At 73.6% G+C, this 18,448-nt stretch carries 15 protein-coding genes; 8 read left to right on the top strand and 7 right to left on the bottom strand.

Going from position 1 to position 18,448, the window contains the following annotated elements; all coding sequences use genetic code 11:
• Positions 1 to 27 precede the first annotated feature (27 nt).
• Genes ACGFMP_RS24220 through ACGFMP_RS24235 form a run of 4 tightly spaced genes read left to right on the top strand, consistent with a single transcriptional unit; the run spans position 28 to position 6,765 of the window.
• A complete protein-coding gene (locus ACGFMP_RS24220; RefSeq protein WP_393675231.1) occupies positions 28 to 1,149 on the top strand; it encodes an AAA family ATPase in 1,122 nt (373 codons plus the stop codon).
• Positions 1,149 to 3,464: a DUF5682 family protein gene (locus ACGFMP_RS24225; protein WP_393675062.1), complete on the top strand. Its 2,316-nt coding sequence runs from the start codon at positions 1,149 to 1,151 to the stop codon at positions 3,462 to 3,464. Before ACGFMP_RS24220 ends, ACGFMP_RS24225 begins: the two co-directional genes overlap by 1 nt.
• The gene (locus ACGFMP_RS24230) at positions 3,461 to 4,672 is read left to right on the top strand and encodes a VWA domain-containing protein (RefSeq protein ID WP_393675063.1); all 1,212 of its coding nucleotides are present in this window, start codon (positions 3,461 to 3,463) and stop codon (positions 4,670 to 4,672) included. Before ACGFMP_RS24225 ends, ACGFMP_RS24230 begins: the two co-directional genes overlap by 4 nt.
• Positions 4,669 to 6,765 carry a hypothetical protein gene (locus tag ACGFMP_RS24235; protein ID WP_393675064.1) on the top strand — a complete coding sequence of 699 codons (2,097 nt, stop codon included), beginning with the start codon at positions 4,669 to 4,671 and terminating at the stop codon, positions 6,763 to 6,765. The genes ACGFMP_RS24230 and ACGFMP_RS24235 overlap by 4 nt, the downstream gene beginning before the upstream one ends.
• 41 nt (positions 6,766 to 6,806) lie before the next feature.
• On the opposite strand, the gene ACGFMP_RS24240 is transcribed toward ACGFMP_RS24235, so the two are convergent.
• On the bottom strand, positions 6,807 to 7,508 hold the full coding sequence (locus ACGFMP_RS24240; RefSeq protein ID WP_393675065.1) for a 2-phosphosulfolactate phosphatase: 702 nt from the start codon (positions 7,506 to 7,508) through the stop codon (positions 6,807 to 6,809).
• A 153-nt stretch (positions 7,509 to 7,661) separates the two neighbouring features.
• On the opposite strand from ACGFMP_RS24240, the gene ACGFMP_RS24245 reads away from it, so the two are divergent.
• Complete coding sequence (locus ACGFMP_RS24245) at positions 7,662 to 7,886, top strand: hypothetical protein (RefSeq protein WP_393675066.1); 225 nt, start codon at positions 7,662 to 7,664, stop codon at positions 7,884 to 7,886.
• A gap of 75 nt (positions 7,887 to 7,961) precedes the next feature.
• On the opposite strand, the gene ACGFMP_RS24250 is transcribed toward ACGFMP_RS24245, so the two are convergent.
• The gene (locus ACGFMP_RS24250) at positions 7,962 to 10,019 is read right to left on the bottom strand and encodes a glycosyl hydrolase (protein ID WP_393675067.1); all 2,058 of its coding nucleotides are present in this window, start codon (positions 10,017 to 10,019) and stop codon (positions 7,962 to 7,964) included.
• A gap of 308 nt (positions 10,020 to 10,327) precedes the next feature.
• On the bottom strand, positions 10,328 to 11,053 hold the full coding sequence (locus tag ACGFMP_RS24255; protein WP_393675068.1) for a GAF and ANTAR domain-containing protein: 726 nt from the start codon (positions 11,051 to 11,053) through the stop codon (positions 10,328 to 10,330).
• Between the two features lie 311 nt (positions 11,054 to 11,364).
• Here ACGFMP_RS24255 and ACGFMP_RS24260 point away from each other — a divergent pair, with 311 nt between their 5' ends.
• The 3 genes from ACGFMP_RS24260 to ACGFMP_RS24270 all read left to right on the top strand — a co-directional run bounded on the left by ACGFMP_RS24260 (position 11,365) and on the right by ACGFMP_RS24270 (position 13,571).
• Complete coding sequence (locus ACGFMP_RS24260; RefSeq protein ID WP_393675069.1) at positions 11,365 to 11,769, top strand: STAS domain-containing protein; 405 nt, start codon at positions 11,365 to 11,367, stop codon at positions 11,767 to 11,769.
• Between the two features lie 338 nt (positions 11,770 to 12,107).
• Positions 12,108 to 12,950: an alpha/beta fold hydrolase gene (locus ACGFMP_RS24265; protein WP_393675070.1), complete on the top strand. Its 843-nt coding sequence runs from the start codon at positions 12,108 to 12,110 to the stop codon at positions 12,948 to 12,950.
• A 216-nt stretch (positions 12,951 to 13,166) separates the two neighbouring features.
• Positions 13,167 to 13,571, top strand: a complete 405-nt coding sequence (locus ACGFMP_RS24270) for a hypothetical protein (protein ID WP_393675071.1) — start codon at positions 13,167 to 13,169, stop codon at positions 13,569 to 13,571.
• Positions 13,572 to 13,670: 99 nt separating this feature from the next.
• Here the strand turns inward: ACGFMP_RS24270 and ACGFMP_RS24275 are convergent, their stop codons facing one another.
• From ACGFMP_RS24275 to ACGFMP_RS24290, 4 genes are all read right to left on the bottom strand, one after another.
• Complete coding sequence (locus ACGFMP_RS24275; RefSeq protein ID WP_393675072.1) at positions 13,671 to 14,645, bottom strand: ArsR/SmtB family transcription factor; 975 nt, start codon at positions 14,643 to 14,645, stop codon at positions 13,671 to 13,673.
• A gap of 505 nt (positions 14,646 to 15,150) precedes the next feature.
• Positions 15,151 to 15,669, bottom strand: coding sequence for a hypothetical protein (locus ACGFMP_RS24280; RefSeq protein ID WP_393675073.1), 519 nt, complete (start codon positions 15,667 to 15,669; stop codon positions 15,151 to 15,153).
• Positions 15,670 to 15,896: 227 nt separating this feature from the next.
• Positions 15,897 to 16,364 carry an SAM-dependent methyltransferase gene (locus ACGFMP_RS24285; protein WP_393675074.1) on the bottom strand — a complete coding sequence of 156 codons (468 nt, stop codon included), beginning with the start codon at positions 16,362 to 16,364 and terminating at the stop codon, positions 15,897 to 15,899.
• A gap of 94 nt (positions 16,365 to 16,458) precedes the next feature.
• The gene (locus ACGFMP_RS24290) at positions 16,459 to 18,435 is read right to left on the bottom strand and encodes a phosphocholine-specific phospholipase C (protein WP_393675075.1); all 1,977 of its coding nucleotides are present in this window, start codon (positions 18,433 to 18,435) and stop codon (positions 16,459 to 16,461) included.
• Positions 18,436 to 18,448 lie beyond the last annotated feature (13 nt).

The following is an 18,448-nucleotide window of genomic DNA, read 5'->3' on the forward strand; positions in this document are numbered from 1 at the left end:
ACCCCCTCCGCCCAGGCCGGCCCAGGCGTGCCCGGCGCGGTCCTCACCCCGCCCGCCGGGGCCGCGGGCCCCGACGAGCAGGCGCAGCGCCCGCCCGCCGAGGTGCGCCACGCGGCCGAACTCGCCGCCCTGCGCGCGGCCGACGACGATCCCCGGCCGCCGGGCTGGCAGCTCAGCCTGCGCGCGGTGCGCCGCTTCGTCGTCGGCGACGAGCAGGCAGGCGTCAGCCGGAAATTCGTCGGCAACCCTTCGCTGGTGGAGCGCGCGCTGGTGAGCCTGGCCACCGACCGCGGCCTGATGCTCGTGGGCGAGCCCGGCACCGCCAAGTCGCTGCTGTCCGAGCTGATCGCCGCCGCGGTCAGCGGCAGTTCCGCGCTGACCGTGCAAGGCGGCGCGGCCACCACGGAAGACCAGATCAAGTACTCCTGGAACTACGCGCTGCTGGTGTCGGCGGGGCCTTCCCCCCGTTCGCTGGTGCCCGCCCCGATGCTCCGGGGGATGGCCGAGGGACGCGTCGTGCGCTTCGAGGAGATCACCCGCTGCCCGCTGGAGGTGCAGGACTGCTTGCTGTCGCTGCTGTCCGACCGGGTCATGGCGATCCCGGAACTGGACGGCCCGCGGGGCCTGGTCTTCGCCCGGCAGGGCTTCAACGTCATCGCCACCGCCAACACCCGCGACCGGGGCGTCAACGAGATGAGCGCCGCCCTCAAGCGCCGCTTCAACTTCGAGACCGTCTTCCCCATCCCCGACTTCGACACCGAGCTGGCGCTGGTCGAAGCCGAGGCCACCGCGCTGCTGCGGAAGTCCGGCGTGGAGCCGCCACCGCGCAGGGACGTGCTCGAAGTGCTGGTCGGCACCTTCCGCGAACTGCGCGCGAGCCCAGGCCAGACGGGCGACGCACGGATGTCGACGGTGATGAGCACCGCCGAGGCGGTGTCCGTCGCGCACGCGGTGGGGGTGCGCGGCTGGTTCCTGCGCGGGGAGCAGGGCAGCGCCGCAGACGTGGTGGCGAGCCTGGCGGGCACCGCCGCCAAGGACAGCCCCGAGGACCTCGCCCGGCTGCGCCGCTTCCTGGAGCAGGAGGTGCCGCGGCGCGGCGGCGGCCAGTGGCGGGAGCTGTACGCGGCACGCCACCTGCTGGCCGAGTGATGCCGCCGACCTCGGACGACGTCGTCTTCCTCGGCGTACGCCATCACTCGCCGGCCTGCGGGCGACTGGTCGCCGACACCATCGCCATCCTGCGCCCGGCGTACGTGCTGGTCGAGGGGCCGGCCGACATGAACAGCCGGCTGGCGGAGCTGCTGCTCGGGCACCGGATGCCGATCGCCGTCTTCAGCCACTACCGCGACGACGCGCGCGCCGCCACATCCTGGACGCCGCTGTGCGACTACTCGCCCGAGTGGATCGCGCTGCGGGACGGCCACGCGGCGGGTGCGCAGGTGCGCTTCATCGACCTCCCGGCCTGGCACCCGGCGTTCGCCGAGCGGCCCGACCACCTCGCCAACCGCTACGCCGACGCGGAGGCCCGCTACGCCGAGGCGACCCGGCGGCTGTGCGAGCACTTCGCCGTCGACTCCGCCGACGCCCTGTGGGACGGGCTGTTCGAGGTCACCGGGCCCGGCGACCTCGCGGCCCGCCTGGACGCCTACTTCGCGCTGGTGCGCGGCGACGCCGAGGTGGATCCGGGCGACCGGGCCAGGGAGGAGTACATGGCGTCGTGGGTGCGCGCCGCGCGGGCCCGTGCGGCGGGACGGCCGGTGCTGGTGGTGACCGGCGGCTTCCACCAGCCGGCGCTGCGCGCCCTGTCGTCCTCAGGAGAGGGCCCCTGTGACTGGCCGGAGGTGCCGGACCCGCCGGAGGGCGCCCTCGGCGGAAGCTTCCTGGTCCCCTACTCCTTCAGGAAACTGGACGCCTTCGGCGGCTATCAGTCCGGCATGCCGTCGCCCGGCTACTACCAACTGCTCTGGGAGCAGGGGCCGCAGGAGGCCGCACACGGGCTGCTGCGCGCGGTCACCGAAAGGCTGCGCACCCGCAAGGTCCCGGTGTCCACGGCCGACCTGATCGCAGCCCGCGGCATGACCCAGGGCCTCGCCCTGATGCGCGGCCACCCGCAGGAGACGAGGGTGGACGTCCTCGACGGCCTCGCCACCGCCCTGATCAGCGACGACCTGGACCGTCCGCTGCCGTGGACGACCCGCGGCACGCTCGGCGCGGGCACCCACCCGGTGGTCGTCGAGATGGTCGCCGCCTGCTGCGGGGACGCCGAGGGGCTGCTGCACCCGGACACGCCGGTGCCCCCGCTGGTGCACGACGTGACCGAGCGGCTGGCCTCGCTCGGCCCGGCCGGCCACGCGATCGACCTCGACCTCACCGACCCGGACGGCCTGTCACGCAGCCGGCTGCTGCACCGGCTGCGGGTGCTCGGCATACCCGGCTTCGCCCGCACGACGGGCCCGTCGGACGGCGCGGACCCGGTGTTCCGCGAGCACTGGGAGCCGCGCGCGGCGCACGGGCGGGAGGCCGCGCTCATCGAGGCGGGGGCCTACGGGGCGCGGCTGGACGAGGCGGCATCGGTGGTGCTCGGCGAGCGGCTGCGGGCGGCGGGCGCGGACGCCGGCCCACTGGCCGGGCTGCTCTTCGACACGGTGCTGTGCGGGGTGGGCGAGCTGTGCGGGGAACTGCTCGGTGCCCTGAAGGCGCAGGTGCGGGACCTCCGTGAACTGGCGCCGCTCGGCGAGGTGCTGGCGGCGGCGCTCGGCTTGTGGCGGCACGACAGGATCTTCGGTGTGAGCCGCGACCCGCTGCTCGGGGCGGTGGTGGCGGGCGCGGTGGAGCGGGTGTTCTGGCTGGCGGAGGGGACGCACGGCGGTCCTGGGGTGGACGTCGCGGCGCTGCGGGCGCTGGCGGCCGCGCGGGACGCGCTGCTGCACGCGCCCGAGGTGCCGACGGTCACCCGGCAGGATGCCGCCGAGGCCGCCGGCCGTATGGCAGCGGACCCGCTGGCTCCCGCCGCGCTGCGCGGCGCCGCCTTCGGCCTGCGCTGGGCGCTGGGCACCGCGCCCGCCGGCGCAGCCGCCGCGGCGGTACGCGCCCTGTCCGCGTCCGGCGCCGACACCCTCGGCGACTGGCTGGCAGGCCTGTTCGCGCTGGCCCGCGACGAGGTGGTCGGCGGGGCCGCGGGCGACGGCGAGTCCCTGGTCGACGTGGTCGACGCGGTGGTCACGGCCATGTCCGACGGCGACTTCCTCACCGGACTGCCCGCGCTCCGGCAGGCCTTCGCCTTCTTCCCGCCGCGTGAAAGGGAGCGCATCGCCGAACGGCTCCTGGAGCGCCGCGGCAAGCGCGGCTCGGCGCGCTCCCTGCTGCGGACCACCGCGGATCCGCTGCTGCTGGCCCGCGCGCAAGCCCTGGAGGAGAACGTGGCACGACTGCTGGACCGGCACGGACTGGGGCCGGTGCGATGAGCCGACCTCCGCACGGCACAGCTGCCGGGCCCGCCGCAGGGCCCGAAGAACCGGCCCGCGATCCCGGTCTCGAGCGCTGGCGGCTGATCCTCGGCTCCGCCGCCGAGCGCTGCACCGGTGCGCTGCACGGCGACGCCGCGGCCCAGGACGCCGCGCTGGACTGGCTGTACGGCCGCGACGAGGATCTGCTGCGCCGCGGCGTGCGCCGGGGGGCGGGCGGCTCGTCGTCCCGCGAGGGCGGCAACGAGCCCTCCCGGCTGACCGCCGTGGACTGGCTGGAGGACATCCACCGGCTCTTCCCCAAGGAGACGGTGGAGCGGCTCGAGCGCGACGCGGTGGAGAGCTACGAGATCCACGAGATCGTCACCGACCCGGAAGTCCTGGCCCGTGTCGAGCCCAGCCAGACCCTGCTGCGAGCGGTGCTGCGCACCAAGCACCTGATGAACCCGCAGGTACTGGCGCTGGCCCGGCGGATCGTCGAGACGGTCGTACGGCAGCTGATGGAGCGGCTGCGCCCCGAGGTCCGGCGGGCCTTCACCGGCTCCAGGTCGCGTCGCCCCAGCCGGCTGCCCCTGGCCAGGGACTTCGACTTCAGGAGCACGGTGCGGGCGAACCTGGTCCACTACCAGCCGCGGGAGCGCCGGATCCTGATCCAGCGCCCGCACTTCCACTCCCGTACCCGGCGGCATCTGGAGCAGTGGCAGCTGGTGCTGCTGGTGGACCAGTCAGGCTCCATGGCCGGGTCCGTGATCCACTCCGCCGTCACCGCGGCGTGCCTGTGGAACCTGCCGGGCCTGAAGACCCATCTGGTCGCCTTCGACACCGAGGTGGTGGACCTGACCTCCGAGGTGACCGACCCGGTGGAGCTGCTGATGAAGGTCCAGCTGGGCGGCGGCACGGACATCGCCAGGGCCGTCGGCTACGGCGCCGGCCTGGTGGAGAACCCGCGCCGTACCATCCTCGCCGTCGTCTCCGACTTCTACGAGGGCGGCGACCCCTACCGCCTGGTCCGCACCGTGCGGGGACTCGCCGAGCAGGGCTGCACCGTGCTGTGCCTGGCCGCGCTGGACGAGCAGGCCGACCCCGTCTACGACCGCGCGCTGGCCGGACGGCTCGCGCAGGCCGGCGCGCACGTCGGTGCGATGACGCCCGCGCGGCTCGCCGAGTTCGTCGCCGAGAAGCTGGGCGGCGGGGGTCAGGCCCGGTGAGCCGCGCCGACCTGCGCGCGCTCACGCCCGCGACGCTCGCCGCGCTCAGCAACCGCGGCCTGGTCAAGCGGGCAGAGAAGGACCTCGCCGCGGGCGCGGGCCCCGCGGTGAGCACGGCCGGCGACGGCGCCGTGCAAGGGATCTTCCCCGACGGCACCAGGACCGTGCTGCCGCCCGCTGCGGGCCTGGACGCGGCGACCTGCACCTGCGGGGCGGCCGGGGTGTGCCGGCACCGCATCGCCCTGGTGCTCGCCTACCAGGAGACGGGCGAGGACACCGGGCAGGGCGCCGAGCAGCCGTCCATGGACTGGTCGCCTGCCGAGTTCGACGACGCCGCGCTGGCCGCGGCGCTGGGCAGGCCGGCGCTGACCGCCGCGCGGCGGACCCGCGAGCGCGGCTTCTCCGCCCGGGTGCACCGCCCGGTCCCCGAGGACCCGGTGCCGCGGGTGGAACTGCCCGCCTGCACCGTCAGCTTCCCCGTCCCGCACGAGCTGGGCTACGCCCTCACCGACGCGGCCGACGCCCTGCGCGGCGAGGTCGTCTCGCTGGCGGTGTGGGCCTTCCGCGCCGCGGACGCGGAGCAGGCGGAGCACGTGACGGTCGGCGGAGGCGCCGCGGACGCGGGGGAGGACGGGCCGGAGGGCGGGATCGGCGGTGAAGCGGCGCTCGACACCGCCGTCGCGCTGGCCGGCGAGCTGCTGCTGGACGGCGTCAAGCAGGCGGGCCCGGTTTTCGCCGCATCGCTGCTGCGGTGCCGTGAAGCGCTCGCCGCCGCCGCCCGGCACTGGCCCGCGGGCGCGGTGGCCGAGTTGCAGGAGCAGGTGGCGGCCTACGCGGCCCGCGGCACCCGCTACGACCCGGAGCGTTTCGCCCTGCTCCTGGCCGAGTTGCACTCCCGGCAGCGTGCGGCCGGCCGTGACCCGGTCGGTGTGCTCGGCACCGACGAGCCGCCGAGCACCCCGCTGCGACGGGTGCGCCTGGTGGCGCTGGGCTGCCGGATCAGCGGCAGCGACCGCGACCGCACCGCGGAGACGTACTTCGCGCATCCTGACGCCGGCATCGCCCTTGTCCTGCGCAAGCGCTGGGACCTGATGCCGGGGCAGGAGCCCACGGGCGGCGACCTGGGCGGCCGGCGGCTGCTCGGCTCCCCGTTGCGCGCACTTGCCGCGGCGAACGTCGTGAGCGAGCACACCGCGCGGTCCGCCGACCGTACGATCACCATCTCGCGCGGCCGGATCGCCGCCACCGGCATCACCCCGGTCGGCACGGCCTGGACCGAACTGCCCGCCGAACTGCTGGTCCGGGACGCCGCCGCACACCTGCGCGCCCTCGGCGAGCGCCCGCCGCGGCTGATCCGCCCGCGGGTCGAGGCGGAGAACGCAAGGGTCGTCGCGGTGTCCGAGGTGGAGTCCTTCGGCTACGACCCGGCGGCCCAGCTGCTGGAAGCGGTGCTGCGCGACGCCGCGGGCAACGAGGTCGTCGTCCGGGCCGAGCACAACCCCTTCTGCCCGGCCTCGCTCGACGCGCTGGCCGCCGCGCTCGCCGGCCGGGTCCACTGCGTCAGCGGCGTCCTGCACCGGGACCGCGGCCGTGTCCTGCTCGACCCGCTGGCGGTGCTCACCCCCACCGGGGTCATCGTCCCCGACCTCGCCCCCGGAGCCGGCGACACCGTCCTGCCGGCGGCTCTCGCGCCGGCCCCTGCCGACCCCCTCACCGACGCTCTCGTGTCGGCCCTCGCCGTCCTGGCCGACGCGGCCCACCAGGGCCTGCGCCACCTGACCGCCCGCACCCGGCTGACCGCGGCCGCGACCCGGCTGCACCGCACCGGCCTGCTCACCGCGGCCCGGCACCTGCGCGCCCTCGACACGGCACTGGACCGCCAGGGCGCGACCGCCGCCGTACCCGCCTGGGTCGACGCCACCGTGCACCTGGCCGCGACGCTGGAGCTCCACCAGGAGGCGCCTGCCGGAACGGGCGGTGCGCCACCGGCCTCCGCGATCGGTCCAGGACCGGGCGACCCTCCTGCGGACGGGGGCGAGGCCGGCTCCTCAGGGGTTGCCGCTCGTCGAGCCGCCCGCGGCGGATCACGGTGAGCAGAGGCTCCCGTGCGGCGGGAGCCGGACCCCCCCGGCGATCAGCCCGACGTCTCGCCGCTCGTTGCAGGCACGGCATGGGGTCGGAGGACCATGAGCGAGTCCTCCAGGGCCGCGACCATGGCGAAGGGGAACCGGTCAAGATCGAGGCAGAGCGCGACATCGTCAGGATGGACTCCCTGGCGCACTCCGTTCGCCAGCTCGGCGGCGGCGCGCGACTCGCCCGCACGGCGGAGGAATCCGGCTGCGTCCGCGCCGGGGTCCGTGGTCCTGCGCGCGATGTACTCGGCGCACGCCAGATCCTCGTCGGCCTGCCCGTCCTCGCCGGTGACCACGAACGTCACAGCGTCGCTCCCGCGTGTCCGCAGGAGCCGGGCCGTCGCCTCCGCCACCACGAAGCCGGCGCACAGCACCAGCGACGCCTCCTTCACGGCGAGGGCGCCGACCGTGCCCGCTGTGGTCTTCTGTACGACGGTCCGCCCGCCGAGGTCGATGGACCGCAGCAGGCCGGGCGAGTTGACCATGTCGAAGCCGGGCGCTGCCGGACCGTCCTTGAGCGCCGCCCATTGCGGGTGGCGGGCCTTGAGCGCCAGGGCGTCGTCCAGCGACTCCGCGAGAACGATCTTCTCCGCCCCCTGGGCGAAGACCCAGGCGGCCACCGTGAAAGCACGCATGACGTCGACCACGACCGCCACGGACGGGGGTTCGGCCACTTCGGCGATGCCGACGAAACGAGGATGCATGCGGTCATGATCGCGCATGGGCGTGCCGAAGCACCCGGAGGGGGCTACGGATCACAGCGGCCGTCCCGCCGGGCGCCGCCGGGCGCCTGCCGCACACGGGCGGGCGACACGCACGCTGCGTGACTTCGCCGGCAGGTGATCGTTTGACGTTGCATGACTAAGACAGCACGCGCTCTGAGCCTCATCCTCCTCACCGGCGCCGCTCTTGCCCCGGCCGTCACGGCCCAGGCCGCTCCTCCGTCGGGCGGCCTCCAGTCCGCCACCGACGCGCTGCCGGGGATGCTCTCACCGGCAGCGGCGGAAGGGGTGCTCGGCACCCTGCTCCACCCGGCGGGGATCTCCGTCCCGCAGGCCGCCCTGGGCCCGGCCCGGCTCTGACCGCCCGCAGCGACCGCGCGCAGCCGGGCCCCGAGCCGTCGAACGGCTCAGGGCCCGGGCGGGTGTGAACGCGTGTCAGCTCGCGGTGCAGAGAAGCGCCGGAGTGGTGGCGGCACCGCTGAAGGTGCCCTGGAAGCCGAAGGACGTGCTCGCACCGGGGGCGAGTGAGCCGTTGTAGCTCAGATTGCGGGCGGTGACCGACGCTCCGGTCTGGGCGGTCGAGGCGTTCCAGGCGTTGGTGATCTTCTGGTTTCCGCTGAAGGTCCAGGTGACCTTCCAGGAGGAGACTCGGCCGGAGCCGGCCTTGACGGTGACGTCGGCGATGAAGCCGCTGCCCCAGGAAGTGGTGGTGGAGTAGGTCGCCGTGCAGGTCTTGCCGCCGGACGGCGCGGTGGTGGTGACGGTGAGGGCGGCCGAGGCGGCGGAGATGTTGCCTGCGGCGTCCCGTGCCTTGACGGAGTAGCTGTAGGCGGTTCCGGCGACCAGGCCGGTGTCGGTGTAGGACGTGCCGGTCGCGCTGCCGACCTTGGCGCCGTCGCGGTAGACGTCGTAGCCGGTGACTGCGGTGTCGTCGGTGGAGGCGGTCCAGGACAGCGCCACGCCGGAGGCGGTCGGAGCGCCGGTCAGGCCGGTCGGCGCGGTCGGCGCGGTGGTGTCGGCGCCCCCCGCCCCTGAGTGCTTGAAGTCACCGAGCTCGTCGAGCGTGACCACGTAGGGATCGTCGTAGACCCGCTTGAGGAAGTCGACGGAATTGCTGGCAGGATCCTGCTCGGAGCCGGCCCAGGCCACGAAGTACGACCAGTCGGCCTGGTAGGCGCGGAGCAGGTCGGGGTCGGGGATGGTCCCGACCTCCGACAGGGCCGCGACCTTGGTGTCGCCGGTCAGCGACAGCTCGCGATCGTAGGTGAGGGCGACAGGGCCGTGGTCGCCGGCCGTCGGGTAGGAGTCGGCGCTGACGATGTCGACGACGTCGTCACCGGGATACCAGGCGGGGTCCACGGAGTTCCAGACCCAGACCAGGTTGTGTATCCCGTCCACCTGGGTCAGCCGGTCGTGCATCAGCCGGTAGAGCGCCTTGGCCGGGCCCGGCCCCTTGGCGCCCCACCAGAACCAGCCGCCCTCGGCCTCGTGCAGCGGCCGCCACAGCACCGGCACCCCCGCGTCCTGCAGACGCTTGAGCTGTACGGAGATGGCGTCGATGTCGCGCAGCAGCAGCTGGTAGTCGGCGCCGGAGGGGTCGGCGAGCGCCGCGGCCACGTCGAAGGTGGTGGAGTCGGTGTAGAAGCCGCGCCACCACTCCTTGCCCGGTTCGTCGATGAGGTCGGTGGGGGCGTTCCAGTGCCAGCAGAAGCTGACGATGCCGCCGCGCTTGTCCCAGGCGATGGCGTTGTCCGTGTCCTTGCCGACCGTGCCGCGCTCGACCCTGCTGGGCGAGTAGTCCATCATGTCCAGGCCCTCGACCGCCGGGGCCTTGCCCGTGGTGGTCTCCACCCACTGCTCCTCGGCGGCGTCCTGCTGGCCGCTGAGGATGTTCTTCCCGTAGCCGGCCGCCAGGTACGTCATCAGTGACCGGGCCCCGGGGGTGGCCTGGGGGTCGGTCAGGCCGCCGGTGACCGCGTGGGGCGGGCGCGGCGGTGCGGGGGTGAGCGAGACCGAGTCGATCAGGTACCAGCCCCAGTCATTGCTGATCGTGAGGGTGTTGGTGCCGGCCTTCAGCAGGACGCTGCCGGCTGCGGCGTCCGCCCAGGTGGTGGTGGCCGGGAGCGATATCTCGCCCGCGCCGGCGCCGTTGACCAGCAGGTTCGCCTTCTTGTCGCCGTAGGGGCCGTCGTAGTGGACCGACAGCGCGTACAGGCCGCCGGGGCTGTCCGGCACGGTGATCGTCAGGCTGTCGGTGGCCTCGTCGAAGCCCTCGACGTAGCCGGCGCCCTGGTATCCGGCGACCGAGTCGCCGGCGGTGACGCCGTTCAGCGTGCCGTCCTCGGCCTGGTAGACCTGCGCGGCCGCCGGATCGGCGGCGTGGGCGCTGCCCGGCGCCAGGACCGCGGCCGCGGGCACGGTGAGCAGGCACGCGAGCAGCAGTCCCAACGGGGCGCGGCGACGCGGGCGGTGGGGTGTCCTGTGGGGGGACAAGAAATTCTCCTTGCGGTCGGGAAGGCCTGGGAGCGCTTTCTGTATGGGAGCGCTCCCACGATACGACGGCGCCTTGCGCGTGGTGAAGGCGTCGGCGCGACCGGAATTTCGCGGTGCGGTGCTCCGCAAGGCGAAAATTTCGACTGCGCGGGCAGCCGCGATCAGTGCTCCCGGTGGTCTCCCGCTTCCGACTCCCGCTGTCCCAACCGGGGTCACCGGCCGGGACGCCACCGCAGAAGTGCCGCTCCGGCTGCGTCCGGTCCACCCCGAGGGCCTGGACCCGGGGGCGGGCCCTGGCGTGCCGGCCGTCAGGGGCGGGAGCGCAGCGGACGGTCGGCAGGCGGCTCGCCGCCGGTGATGTCGGCGATGAGGTCGGTGCACAGGTCGCGGAGTTTGGTGTTCCGGTGCTGGGAGGCGGTGCGCAGGACGTCGAGTGCCCGGTCGGGGCCGCAGCGCTGCTGGCCCATGATGACGCCGATGGCCTGGTCGATGACGGCGCGCGATTGCAGGGCGGCCTGGAGGTCGGCGGTGAATTCCCGGGCGTCGGCGATGCGCTGGGCCAGCGCGACGGCGCCGGTGGCCTGTGCCGCCAGTGCGCGCAGGCGATCGGTGTCCGCATCGGCGAAGCCGGAGGGCTTGGGCGAGTACAGGTTCAGGGCGCCCGCGGTGTCGGTGTGCGGGGCGATCGGCAGCGACAGGGAGGAACGGGCGCCGCAGGCGACGGCGTAGGCGGGGTAGGGTCCCCACCTCTGCTCGCCGAGGAAGTCGGGCACGACGATCTCGGTGCCGGTGCGCATGGCCTGCAGGCACGGACCGTCGTCTCGGCCGTACTGGGCCTCGTCCAGGTCGGCGGCGCCGCCGGTGCTGGCCACCGTCAAGGGGCGGTCGGCGCGTTCCAGGGTGACGCCCACCCCGCCCGCGGCAGGGGCCTGGGCCAGCGCCTCCTCCGCCAGGGCCTGGAGGAATCCGTCCAGGGAGTCGGTGTCGAGCAGGAGCGCGGTGACGTCAGGCGCGGTGGTGTGTTCGCTGGTCAAAGGGGATCTCCTCAACTGGGCGGCAGGGCCCGTCGGCCGGCATGGCACATGCCGCCGGGGCCGACGCAGTCCAGCCCGAAGGGATGCCTCCAGCGAGTACGGCGCCCGGCACGCTCCGGGGGAGCAGGAACACCGGCCGCCGCTTCCACCGGCCGCCTGCCCGGCCCTGAGGGAACGCACCGGCGGACCGGCCGTGCAATGTGTCACAGGACGGTGGGTGGCGTGTCCGGCACCACAGGAGCAGGATGGCGGACGAGGTCAGGAAGCGGCCTCATCCAGTGCTGCTTCCATCGGATTCATCGGAGTACGACATGACCTCCCCCGAGCGCGGTGGCCCGCACCTGACCGTGCTGGAACTGCACGACGTCATCGACCTCTGCAACGAGTCGGCGGTCGAACACGACCTGCGGCTCCTGATGCCCGGCGGCGGCATGTCCGTCGTCATCGACATCCGCACCCCCCTGGTCACCGTGAGCGCCGTGAACCTGCTGCTCCGCCTGGGGCGGACCGCCCAGGCCCGAGGCACCACCCTGGCCGTCAGCGCCCACCACCCCAGCGCGCGCCGGGTCTTCCGCATCACCGGACTCAGCCGGGCCCTGCGCGTCGCCGCCACCCCGTCCGGCGCCGCCGCCCTGACCCGCGGCTGCGCCATCCCCGTGCCGGATGCGGACCCGGCCCGCCGGCCCGATCGGAATGAAGGTGCCCCCTCGTGCTGACGGCGGCGGCTCCGACGGCGGTGCGCGCACCCGACCCCCGACCTCCGGGGCCCGCGCGGGACGCCGGGGGGTGCCGACCGATGAGTTCGGGGGGCGGATCGAGTCTGCCCTGACATGACTCGACCCATCGCTGACATCCCGATCCCTCCCGGCGGCTCCTTCGCCGATCCGGACCCCGGCCGGGACGACCCTCAGGGCACCGGCATCCCGGCACCTCGCGTCCGTCGTGCCGGGCGCCGGGACACCCACCCCCGGAGCGGTGCGCCCGCCGGTGCGGCGGAGCGTGATCAGCGCATCGACCGCGGCGCAGCCGGCCCACGACCTCTTCCGGTGATCCGATGACCACTGTCCACGCCGGCGGGATCGCCCTGGGCGTCGAGTCCTTCGGCGACGACGACGCGCCACTCGTCCTGCTCGCAGGCGGGACCACGATGCTCTCCTGGCCCGACGCGCTCTGCGAGCGCCTCGCCGCGGGCGGGCGCCGTGTGGTGCGCTACGACCTGCGCGACAGCGGGGAGTCGGCGGCGAAGGACCCGGAGGCGCCCGGCTACACCCTGCGCGACCTCGCCGCGGACGCGGCGGCACTTGCCGACGCGCTCGGCGGGGCGCCCGCGCACCTCGCCGGGATCGGCGTCGGCGGGATGGTCGCCCAGGTGGCGGTGCTCGACCATCCGCGCGCGTTCTCGGCGCTCACCCTGGTCGGCACCCGCGCGGTCGCCCCCGGCCCGCCCGACGACGACCTCCCCGACCACGACCAGGCGACGATGAGCCGGCTGTTCGCCCGTCCGATGCCCGACTGGGCCGACCGCGAGGCGGTCGCGGAGTTCGCCGCCGCCGGCGCGGGGATCCTCGGCAACGACCCCGTCGCGGCGCGTGCGACCGCCGCGCGCATCTGGGACCGCACACCGTCCACCGCACCCCCGGTCCAGATGGCCAACCAGCTGGGCATGGTGTTCTCCAGGCTCGACTGCGAACCCCGCTGGCGCGAGCGCCTGCCGGGGATCGGGGTGCCCACGCTCGTCGTCCACGGCTGCCGCGACCCCTTCTTCCCCGTCGGCAACGGTGAGGCGATCGCGCGCGAGATCCCCCGGGCGCGGCTGCTCGTCCTGGAGGAGGCAGCCACGGCGATCCCCGATGAGGCGGTCGGCGATGTCACCGAGGCCATGCTCACGCTTCGTTAGCCCGCTTCCGCGGCACCGGAGGACCGGCCGATGCGGCGAATATCAGGAATGACCCGTTCCGTGCGGATCTCCCGTGCCGGGGTGGGAGGATTCCCCCGTCCCCGGGTCCCGAGCCATTCCTGCCGCCACAGGCATGGCGTACATGCCGGGCCGGTGCGCTTTCCCATGGCCACGACGCCCGTCACCACCTCGGGCTCGCAGAAGGAGACAGGCAGAGTGAGTGAGATCATCTCGGGGCTGATATCGAGCTGGGGCGCGCGCCGGTTCATGAATTGGCGGGACGGATCGCGCGTGCGCGCACTGGAAGGAGGCGGGAGACTCTCCGCTCCCTGCGCTCTGCGCGTGGTGGACGGCGACAAGGCGCGCTGGCAGCACGGTCAGGCCACAGCCGACGCTGGCACCGTCGTCTGGCGGCCCAGAACCGGCAAGGGGCAGATCGTCCTGCGCCAGGGCGAGACCACCCTGCTGACGGTCCGTTCGCCCACCGCCGGCGAACGCTGGTCCATCCGCGAGAGCCTGCTGATCCACCGCCTGCGCTCGGACGAAGGTCTCATCGACGTCGCCCTGCTGCCGGTCGAAGCCCGGTACTTCCGCGAGGTCCTCGGCCTGCCCGCTCCCTGAGGGCTGCCCCGCCGGGTATTGCGGAACAGCCCTCGGCGCGGCCGCGCCCCACTGCCCATGCCGGGGTGCCGGCTTCGCGGAATCGGCTGAGCCGAAACCTCACTCGCCGAGGAGCTGGGCCGCCCGGTGGGTCTGCCGGTACATCACGGAGTGCGCCTCCCGCATCTTGGTGACCAGCCCCGAGCGGTAGAGGACCGCCAGGTGGTAGGACACGGTGCTGGGGCTGAGGGCCTGGCGGTGCGCCAGTTCGCTGGTGCTCCGGGGCACGAGGAGGTCTGCCAGCAGCGCGGCGCGGGTCGGTCCCACGAGGTCGCGAGCCGGGGACGGGCGCGAGTCCCGGGTCGCGCCCACGGGGCGCAGCCGATACCACAGGGCCGCGCTCATCCCGCCCGGGCCGCGGGTCGTGTCGACGCTTCCGTGATGGCCGAACACCCGTGGAAGCAGCACCAGATCGTGGATGTCGCGCACTCGCACGTCCATCGGCGCGGCGACCCGCAGCCGCCCGGCCGCGTATTCCGCGTCAGGGGTCAGGCCGCTCAGGGCCGCCGCCATGCCGATACGGGTGATGCGCTGTGAGCGGTAGGCGATGTCCGCCTCGCTGAGGGCGCGCAATCCGGGCCAGCGTTCCGCCAGGGTGGTCTGCCACACCTGTGCCAACTCCGCGGCCGCGGCTTCGGCGAAGCTGCGTTCACCCGCGTCCAGCGCCCGCAGCAGCGGCGGGGGCACGCCTCGTCCCGACCGCCGGATCTGGTCGAGCACCACCCCTACCTCCTCGCGCACCCGGTCGGACGAGGCCGACGCGATCGCGTGCAGGCACTCGTCGAACGACCGCTCATACGTGGGGGGATGGGGGGCGATGAAGTCGGGGATGTAGTCGGCGGGTCCGCAGAACAGTGCCCGGACCACCGTGAGGCGGCGCGATGTGAGGGCGTCGCGCAAGGGCAGGGTCCACTCGCGGTTGCCGGGTGGGGCGCAGCTGCGCAGCATCATGAGCGAGTCGACGAGGGTGTGGCTCTGGGAGAGCGCGAAGCGGATGCTTCCCATCCCGGCGGCATTCAGTTCCAGCTCGATCACGGGAGACCTCGCGTGCTCGGGGACGTCTGCCCCACCAGCCTCCCACTTCGCACCGCGGCTCGTCCGAGGAGTGCCGTACGTGCGGGGTCGAACGCCGCCGTTCACCCGCTGGGCGGGGGTGGAAGCCGCCCACCCCCGCACCCGCCAGGACCCTCGATACGGGTCGACGGCGGTCGCAGCCCCGTGCCCACCCCCGTCACCGGCACGGGACCGCGGCCCTTCGCCCGCAGGTCACGCGGCGTCGGAGTGCCGGCTGCCGCAGTCGAACGCGGCCCCGTCCCGGATTCCCCGAGGCACCCGCCGTCCGCGGACGCCGGGCCTGCCGTGGCCGGCCCGGTTGCCGGGGAACGTTCGACGGTCGGCCGCCCGTCCTCGGCGTGACTCATTGAACCGGCCGCCGCCCGCGGCTCCCATCCATTCGAAGGGGCTCGAATCACCGGGCCGACGCGGGTCGGCCCGCTCCTCCCGGACGAAGGTTTTCAGTGTGGGGAAGACGCGGCCCGTGTCAGCTGCTGACGACTGCGGAGAGGTGGACCAGCCCCGCCACGCCGAACTGCAGCACCAGGGGCAGGGTGCGCTCGTCGGTGACGCCGTGGACGCCTGCCAGCCGGACCGAGGGACCGCTGCCCGCGAAGGTCACCGTGCTGCCGGGCTGGAAGAGGATTCCCCCACCCGTCATCGAACCGCTGCCCGGTTCCCCGCTCTTGCCCGCGAGCACTCCTCGGCCGCCGCCGGGGGTCCCGACCATGTCCAGGTGCTCCGGCACACCGTTCCCGTTGCGGACCGTCATCGTCAGAATGCCGCTGCCCGAGGCGTCGAGGTGGGCGACCGCGTCGGTGATGCTCAGATCGACGCCCGGCACCTTGACCACCACCAGTCCCGGGGCAGCGGACACGCCGTCCTGCGGGGCGGCCTTCCCGGCCGTGGAATGCGTGCAGGCCGCGGCCAGGACGAGCGGGACGGCAACGGCACCGGCGGCGCGGACGAGCCGGGCGGTGCGGGAGGCGACAGGGAGTCGGAACATGTCGGCATCATGCCAAAGGCCAAGTGAACGGCCCCTGGCGCCCCGCTTACGGTCCGGCCATCACCGAATGGTAAACGGGCAGGCCGGCGCAACCCGGTTGGCGATACCGGCGAGGCGGGCCGTGCCGGTGCGGACGTGCTCGACGTCCGCTCCCATACGCCCCGCGAGCGCCGCGACTTCGACGTGGTGGTCCCTTCAGCGGGCGGCTCCGCCCGGCCGGGGGCCGCCTACGGCAGGAAGTACTCCGACATGAGGTCGCTGACCCACGCCGGCTGCTTGACGCCCTCCACCTGGAATTCCACCAGGGCCGGCTTCAGGTCGACGACCGGGGTGCCGCAGACCGCGTCGAGGCCCACCACCGTCAGTTCGCGGCCGCTGACGGATTCGATGGCGCAGCACGTCACCCCGATGCGGTTCGGCCGCCGGGGGCCGCGGCCGGCGAAGATGCCGACGGGCGGAAGGTCGGCGCGGCCGCGGTAGGGCTGGGGTTCGCGGTGGTCGTCGCGCTCGGGGAACTGGTCGAAGACGTAGAGGACTTCCACGTGGGAGAAGCCTTCCAGGCCCTGGAGGCACGCCTCGCCGAAGCGCTCGTCGACGGTGATCGTGCTGCGGACGGCGCCCCAGTTGTCCGAGTTCTGGACGTCCGTCCGGTCGTTTCTGACGGTCCCTATCGAGGTGATCTCGAAGCTTGGCATGGCAGGTTTCTACCTCGTCATGCGGCGCCGTGCCCAGCCGGGGGCGGCAGCCGCCGGGGCCCGGGAGCCGAAGCACCCGGGCCCGGCCCGCCGCTCAGAACTGGTGCACGGTGCCCGCGTACCGGCGCACGAAGCGCGTGCCGGTGGCCGCGGTGAGCGTGACGTCGTACCGCCCGCCGGTGCTCTGCCAGGTCACCTTCGTCCGCGAGCGCGGCCCGACCTGCACGGTCCTGCTCTCGTCGCCGTAGTCGTTCGCGGTGAGGGAGAACGTCACCCCGGTGTCGCCGTCGTTGACCAGCCGCAGTTCGACCGAGGCGTGCTCGGGCCGCCCCGAGGCCCGCAGGTCCGCGTCTACCGACGGCAGGGCCACGTCCGTCTGTCCCTCCGGGACGACCGTGCCGGAGAAGCGGCTGACGAAGCCGTCCGCGCCGTACACCGAGAAGTCGTAACGGCCGTCGGTCGCCGCCGTGTCCCACACGTAGCTTCGGTGCGAGCGCGGCTGGACCATAAAGGGGGTGCCGCTGAACGGGTGCACGATGTTCGGCAGCACGGTGAACACGTACGCCGCCGAACCCTCGTTGGTCATCGTGCAGGTGACCTTGCCGGTGCGCCGGTCCACCGCGACGTCCGCGAACGGACGGTAGGGCAGATTCCGGTGCGGCCGCTCACCCGGCTCCTGCGACGGCATGGCCTGCTTGCCGTCGGCGGGGGCCTGCACCGACGGCAGGCTGTGCTGCGCGGTGGCCCGAGCCTTCAGCTCGTCGGTGTCCGGCAGCTTCGGGATGCTGTAGTCGGGGTCGGTGAAGTCGAAGCAGCTGGTGAGGTCGCCGCAGACGGCCCGACGCCACTGCGAGATGTTGGGTTCGTGCACCCCGGTCACCTGCTCCAGGAAGCGCAGCACGGACGTGTGGTCGAAGACCTGGGAGTTCACCCAGCCGCCGCGCGACCACGGCGAGCACACCCACATCGGGACCCGGCTGCCCAGACCGATCGGCACGCCGTCCACGAACTCGTCCTTCGTGCCCGCCTCGGCGTAGGGCGGCACCACGTGGTCGAAGAAGCCGTCGTTCTCGTCGTACATGACCAGGAAGACGGTGCTCTTCCACACCTCGGGGTTCGCCATCAGCGACTGCAGCGCCTCGTTGACCCACCAAGCGCCCCAGTCGGGGCCCGCGCTCGGGTGCTCGCAGTAGTTGAAGGGTGCCACGAGCCAGGAGACCTCGGGCAGCGTGCCGTTGCGGCAGTCCGCGTCGAAGGCCGTCAGGTCGTACTTCGTCATGGCGTTCACGAACAGCGGTGAATCCTTCGGAGCCTTCGCGAACTGCTCGAAGTACGACAGCGCGTTGTCGTCGTAGTCGCCGTGCTCGTCGTCCGAGCCGTCCGGGTTGTGGTAGACGCGCCAGCTGACACCTGCCTCCTGGAGTCGCTCGGCGTAGGTCGTCCAGTCGCCGACCGGGTTCTCGGTGACGATCGAGTTGTCGGTGAACGGCCCGGTGGTGCCGTCCGTGCCGGGGCCGGGCGTGCCCGTCCACAGGTAGAGCCGGTTGGGGTCGGTCGGCCCGTTCAGCGAGGTGAAGTACTGGTCGCAGACGGTGAAGGCGTCCGCCATGGCGTACTGGAAAGGGATGTCCTGCCGGGTGAAGTAGCCCATGGTGTAGCGGCCCTTGGCGCCCACCCAGCCGTTCTGGGCGCCGTTGCGGACCGCCTGGTGGCCCGACGACCAGCCGTGGTCCAGGCCGCCGAAGTCCTGCGCCTTGAACGCGGTGGTGTCGAAGCGGAACGGCAGGGAGTATCCCTCGGCCCGCCCGCTGTCGGGCTGCTGGAAGACGGAATTGCCGTCGGGGAAGACCACACCCTGCTTGTCGTCGAAGCCGCGGACGCCGCGCAGCGCGCCCAGGTAGTGGTCGAAGCTGCGGTTCTCCTGCATCAGCACGACGACATGCTTCACGTCGCGGATGCTGCCGTGGCGGGGTGCGGACGCTGCGGCGGTTCCGGTCATGCCGGGCAGGCCGGCCGCGGCGGTCGCGCCTGCCGCGGCGCCGACGAAGGTACGGCGGCTGATCGGGGTCATGGGTGCGAGTCCT

This window comes from Streptomyces sp. NPDC049040 (assembly GCF_043197715.1).
In the GTDB taxonomy this organism is placed as follows: Bacteria; Actinomycetota; Actinomycetes; order Streptomycetales; family Streptomycetaceae; genus Actinacidiphila.

Excerpts from the sequence above, each read along its gene's own strand:
- ACGFMP_RS24225 (WP_393675062.1), top strand. The coding sequence starts at position 1,149 with ATGCCGCCGACCTCGGACGACGTCGTCTTCCTCGGCGTACGCCATCAC.
- ACGFMP_RS24230 (WP_393675063.1), top strand. The coding sequence starts at position 3,461 with ATGAGCCGACCTCCGCACGGCACAGCTGCCGGGCCCGCCGCAGGGCCC.
- ACGFMP_RS24240 (WP_393675065.1), bottom strand. The coding sequence starts at position 7,508 with ATGCATCCTCGTTTCGTCGGCATCGCCGAAGTGGCCGAACCCCCGTCC.
- ACGFMP_RS24245 (WP_393675066.1), top strand. The coding sequence starts at position 7,662 with ATGACTAAGACAGCACGCGCTCTGAGCCTCATCCTCCTCACCGGCGCC.
- ACGFMP_RS24260 (WP_393675069.1), top strand. The coding sequence starts at position 11,365 with ATGACCTCCCCCGAGCGCGGTGGCCCGCACCTGACCGTGCTGGAACTG.
- ACGFMP_RS24265 (WP_393675070.1), top strand. The coding sequence starts at position 12,108 with ATGACCACTGTCCACGCCGGCGGGATCGCCCTGGGCGTCGAGTCCTTC.
- ACGFMP_RS24280 (WP_393675073.1), bottom strand. The coding sequence starts at position 15,669 with ATGTTCCGACTCCCTGTCGCCTCCCGCACCGCCCGGCTCGTCCGCGCC.
- ACGFMP_RS24285 (WP_393675074.1), bottom strand. The coding sequence starts at position 16,364 with ATGCCAAGCTTCGAGATCACCTCGATAGGGACCGTCAGAAACGACCGG.
- ACGFMP_RS24290 (WP_393675075.1), bottom strand. The coding sequence starts at position 18,435 with ATGACCCCGATCAGCCGCCGTACCTTCGTCGGCGCCGCGGCAGGCGCG.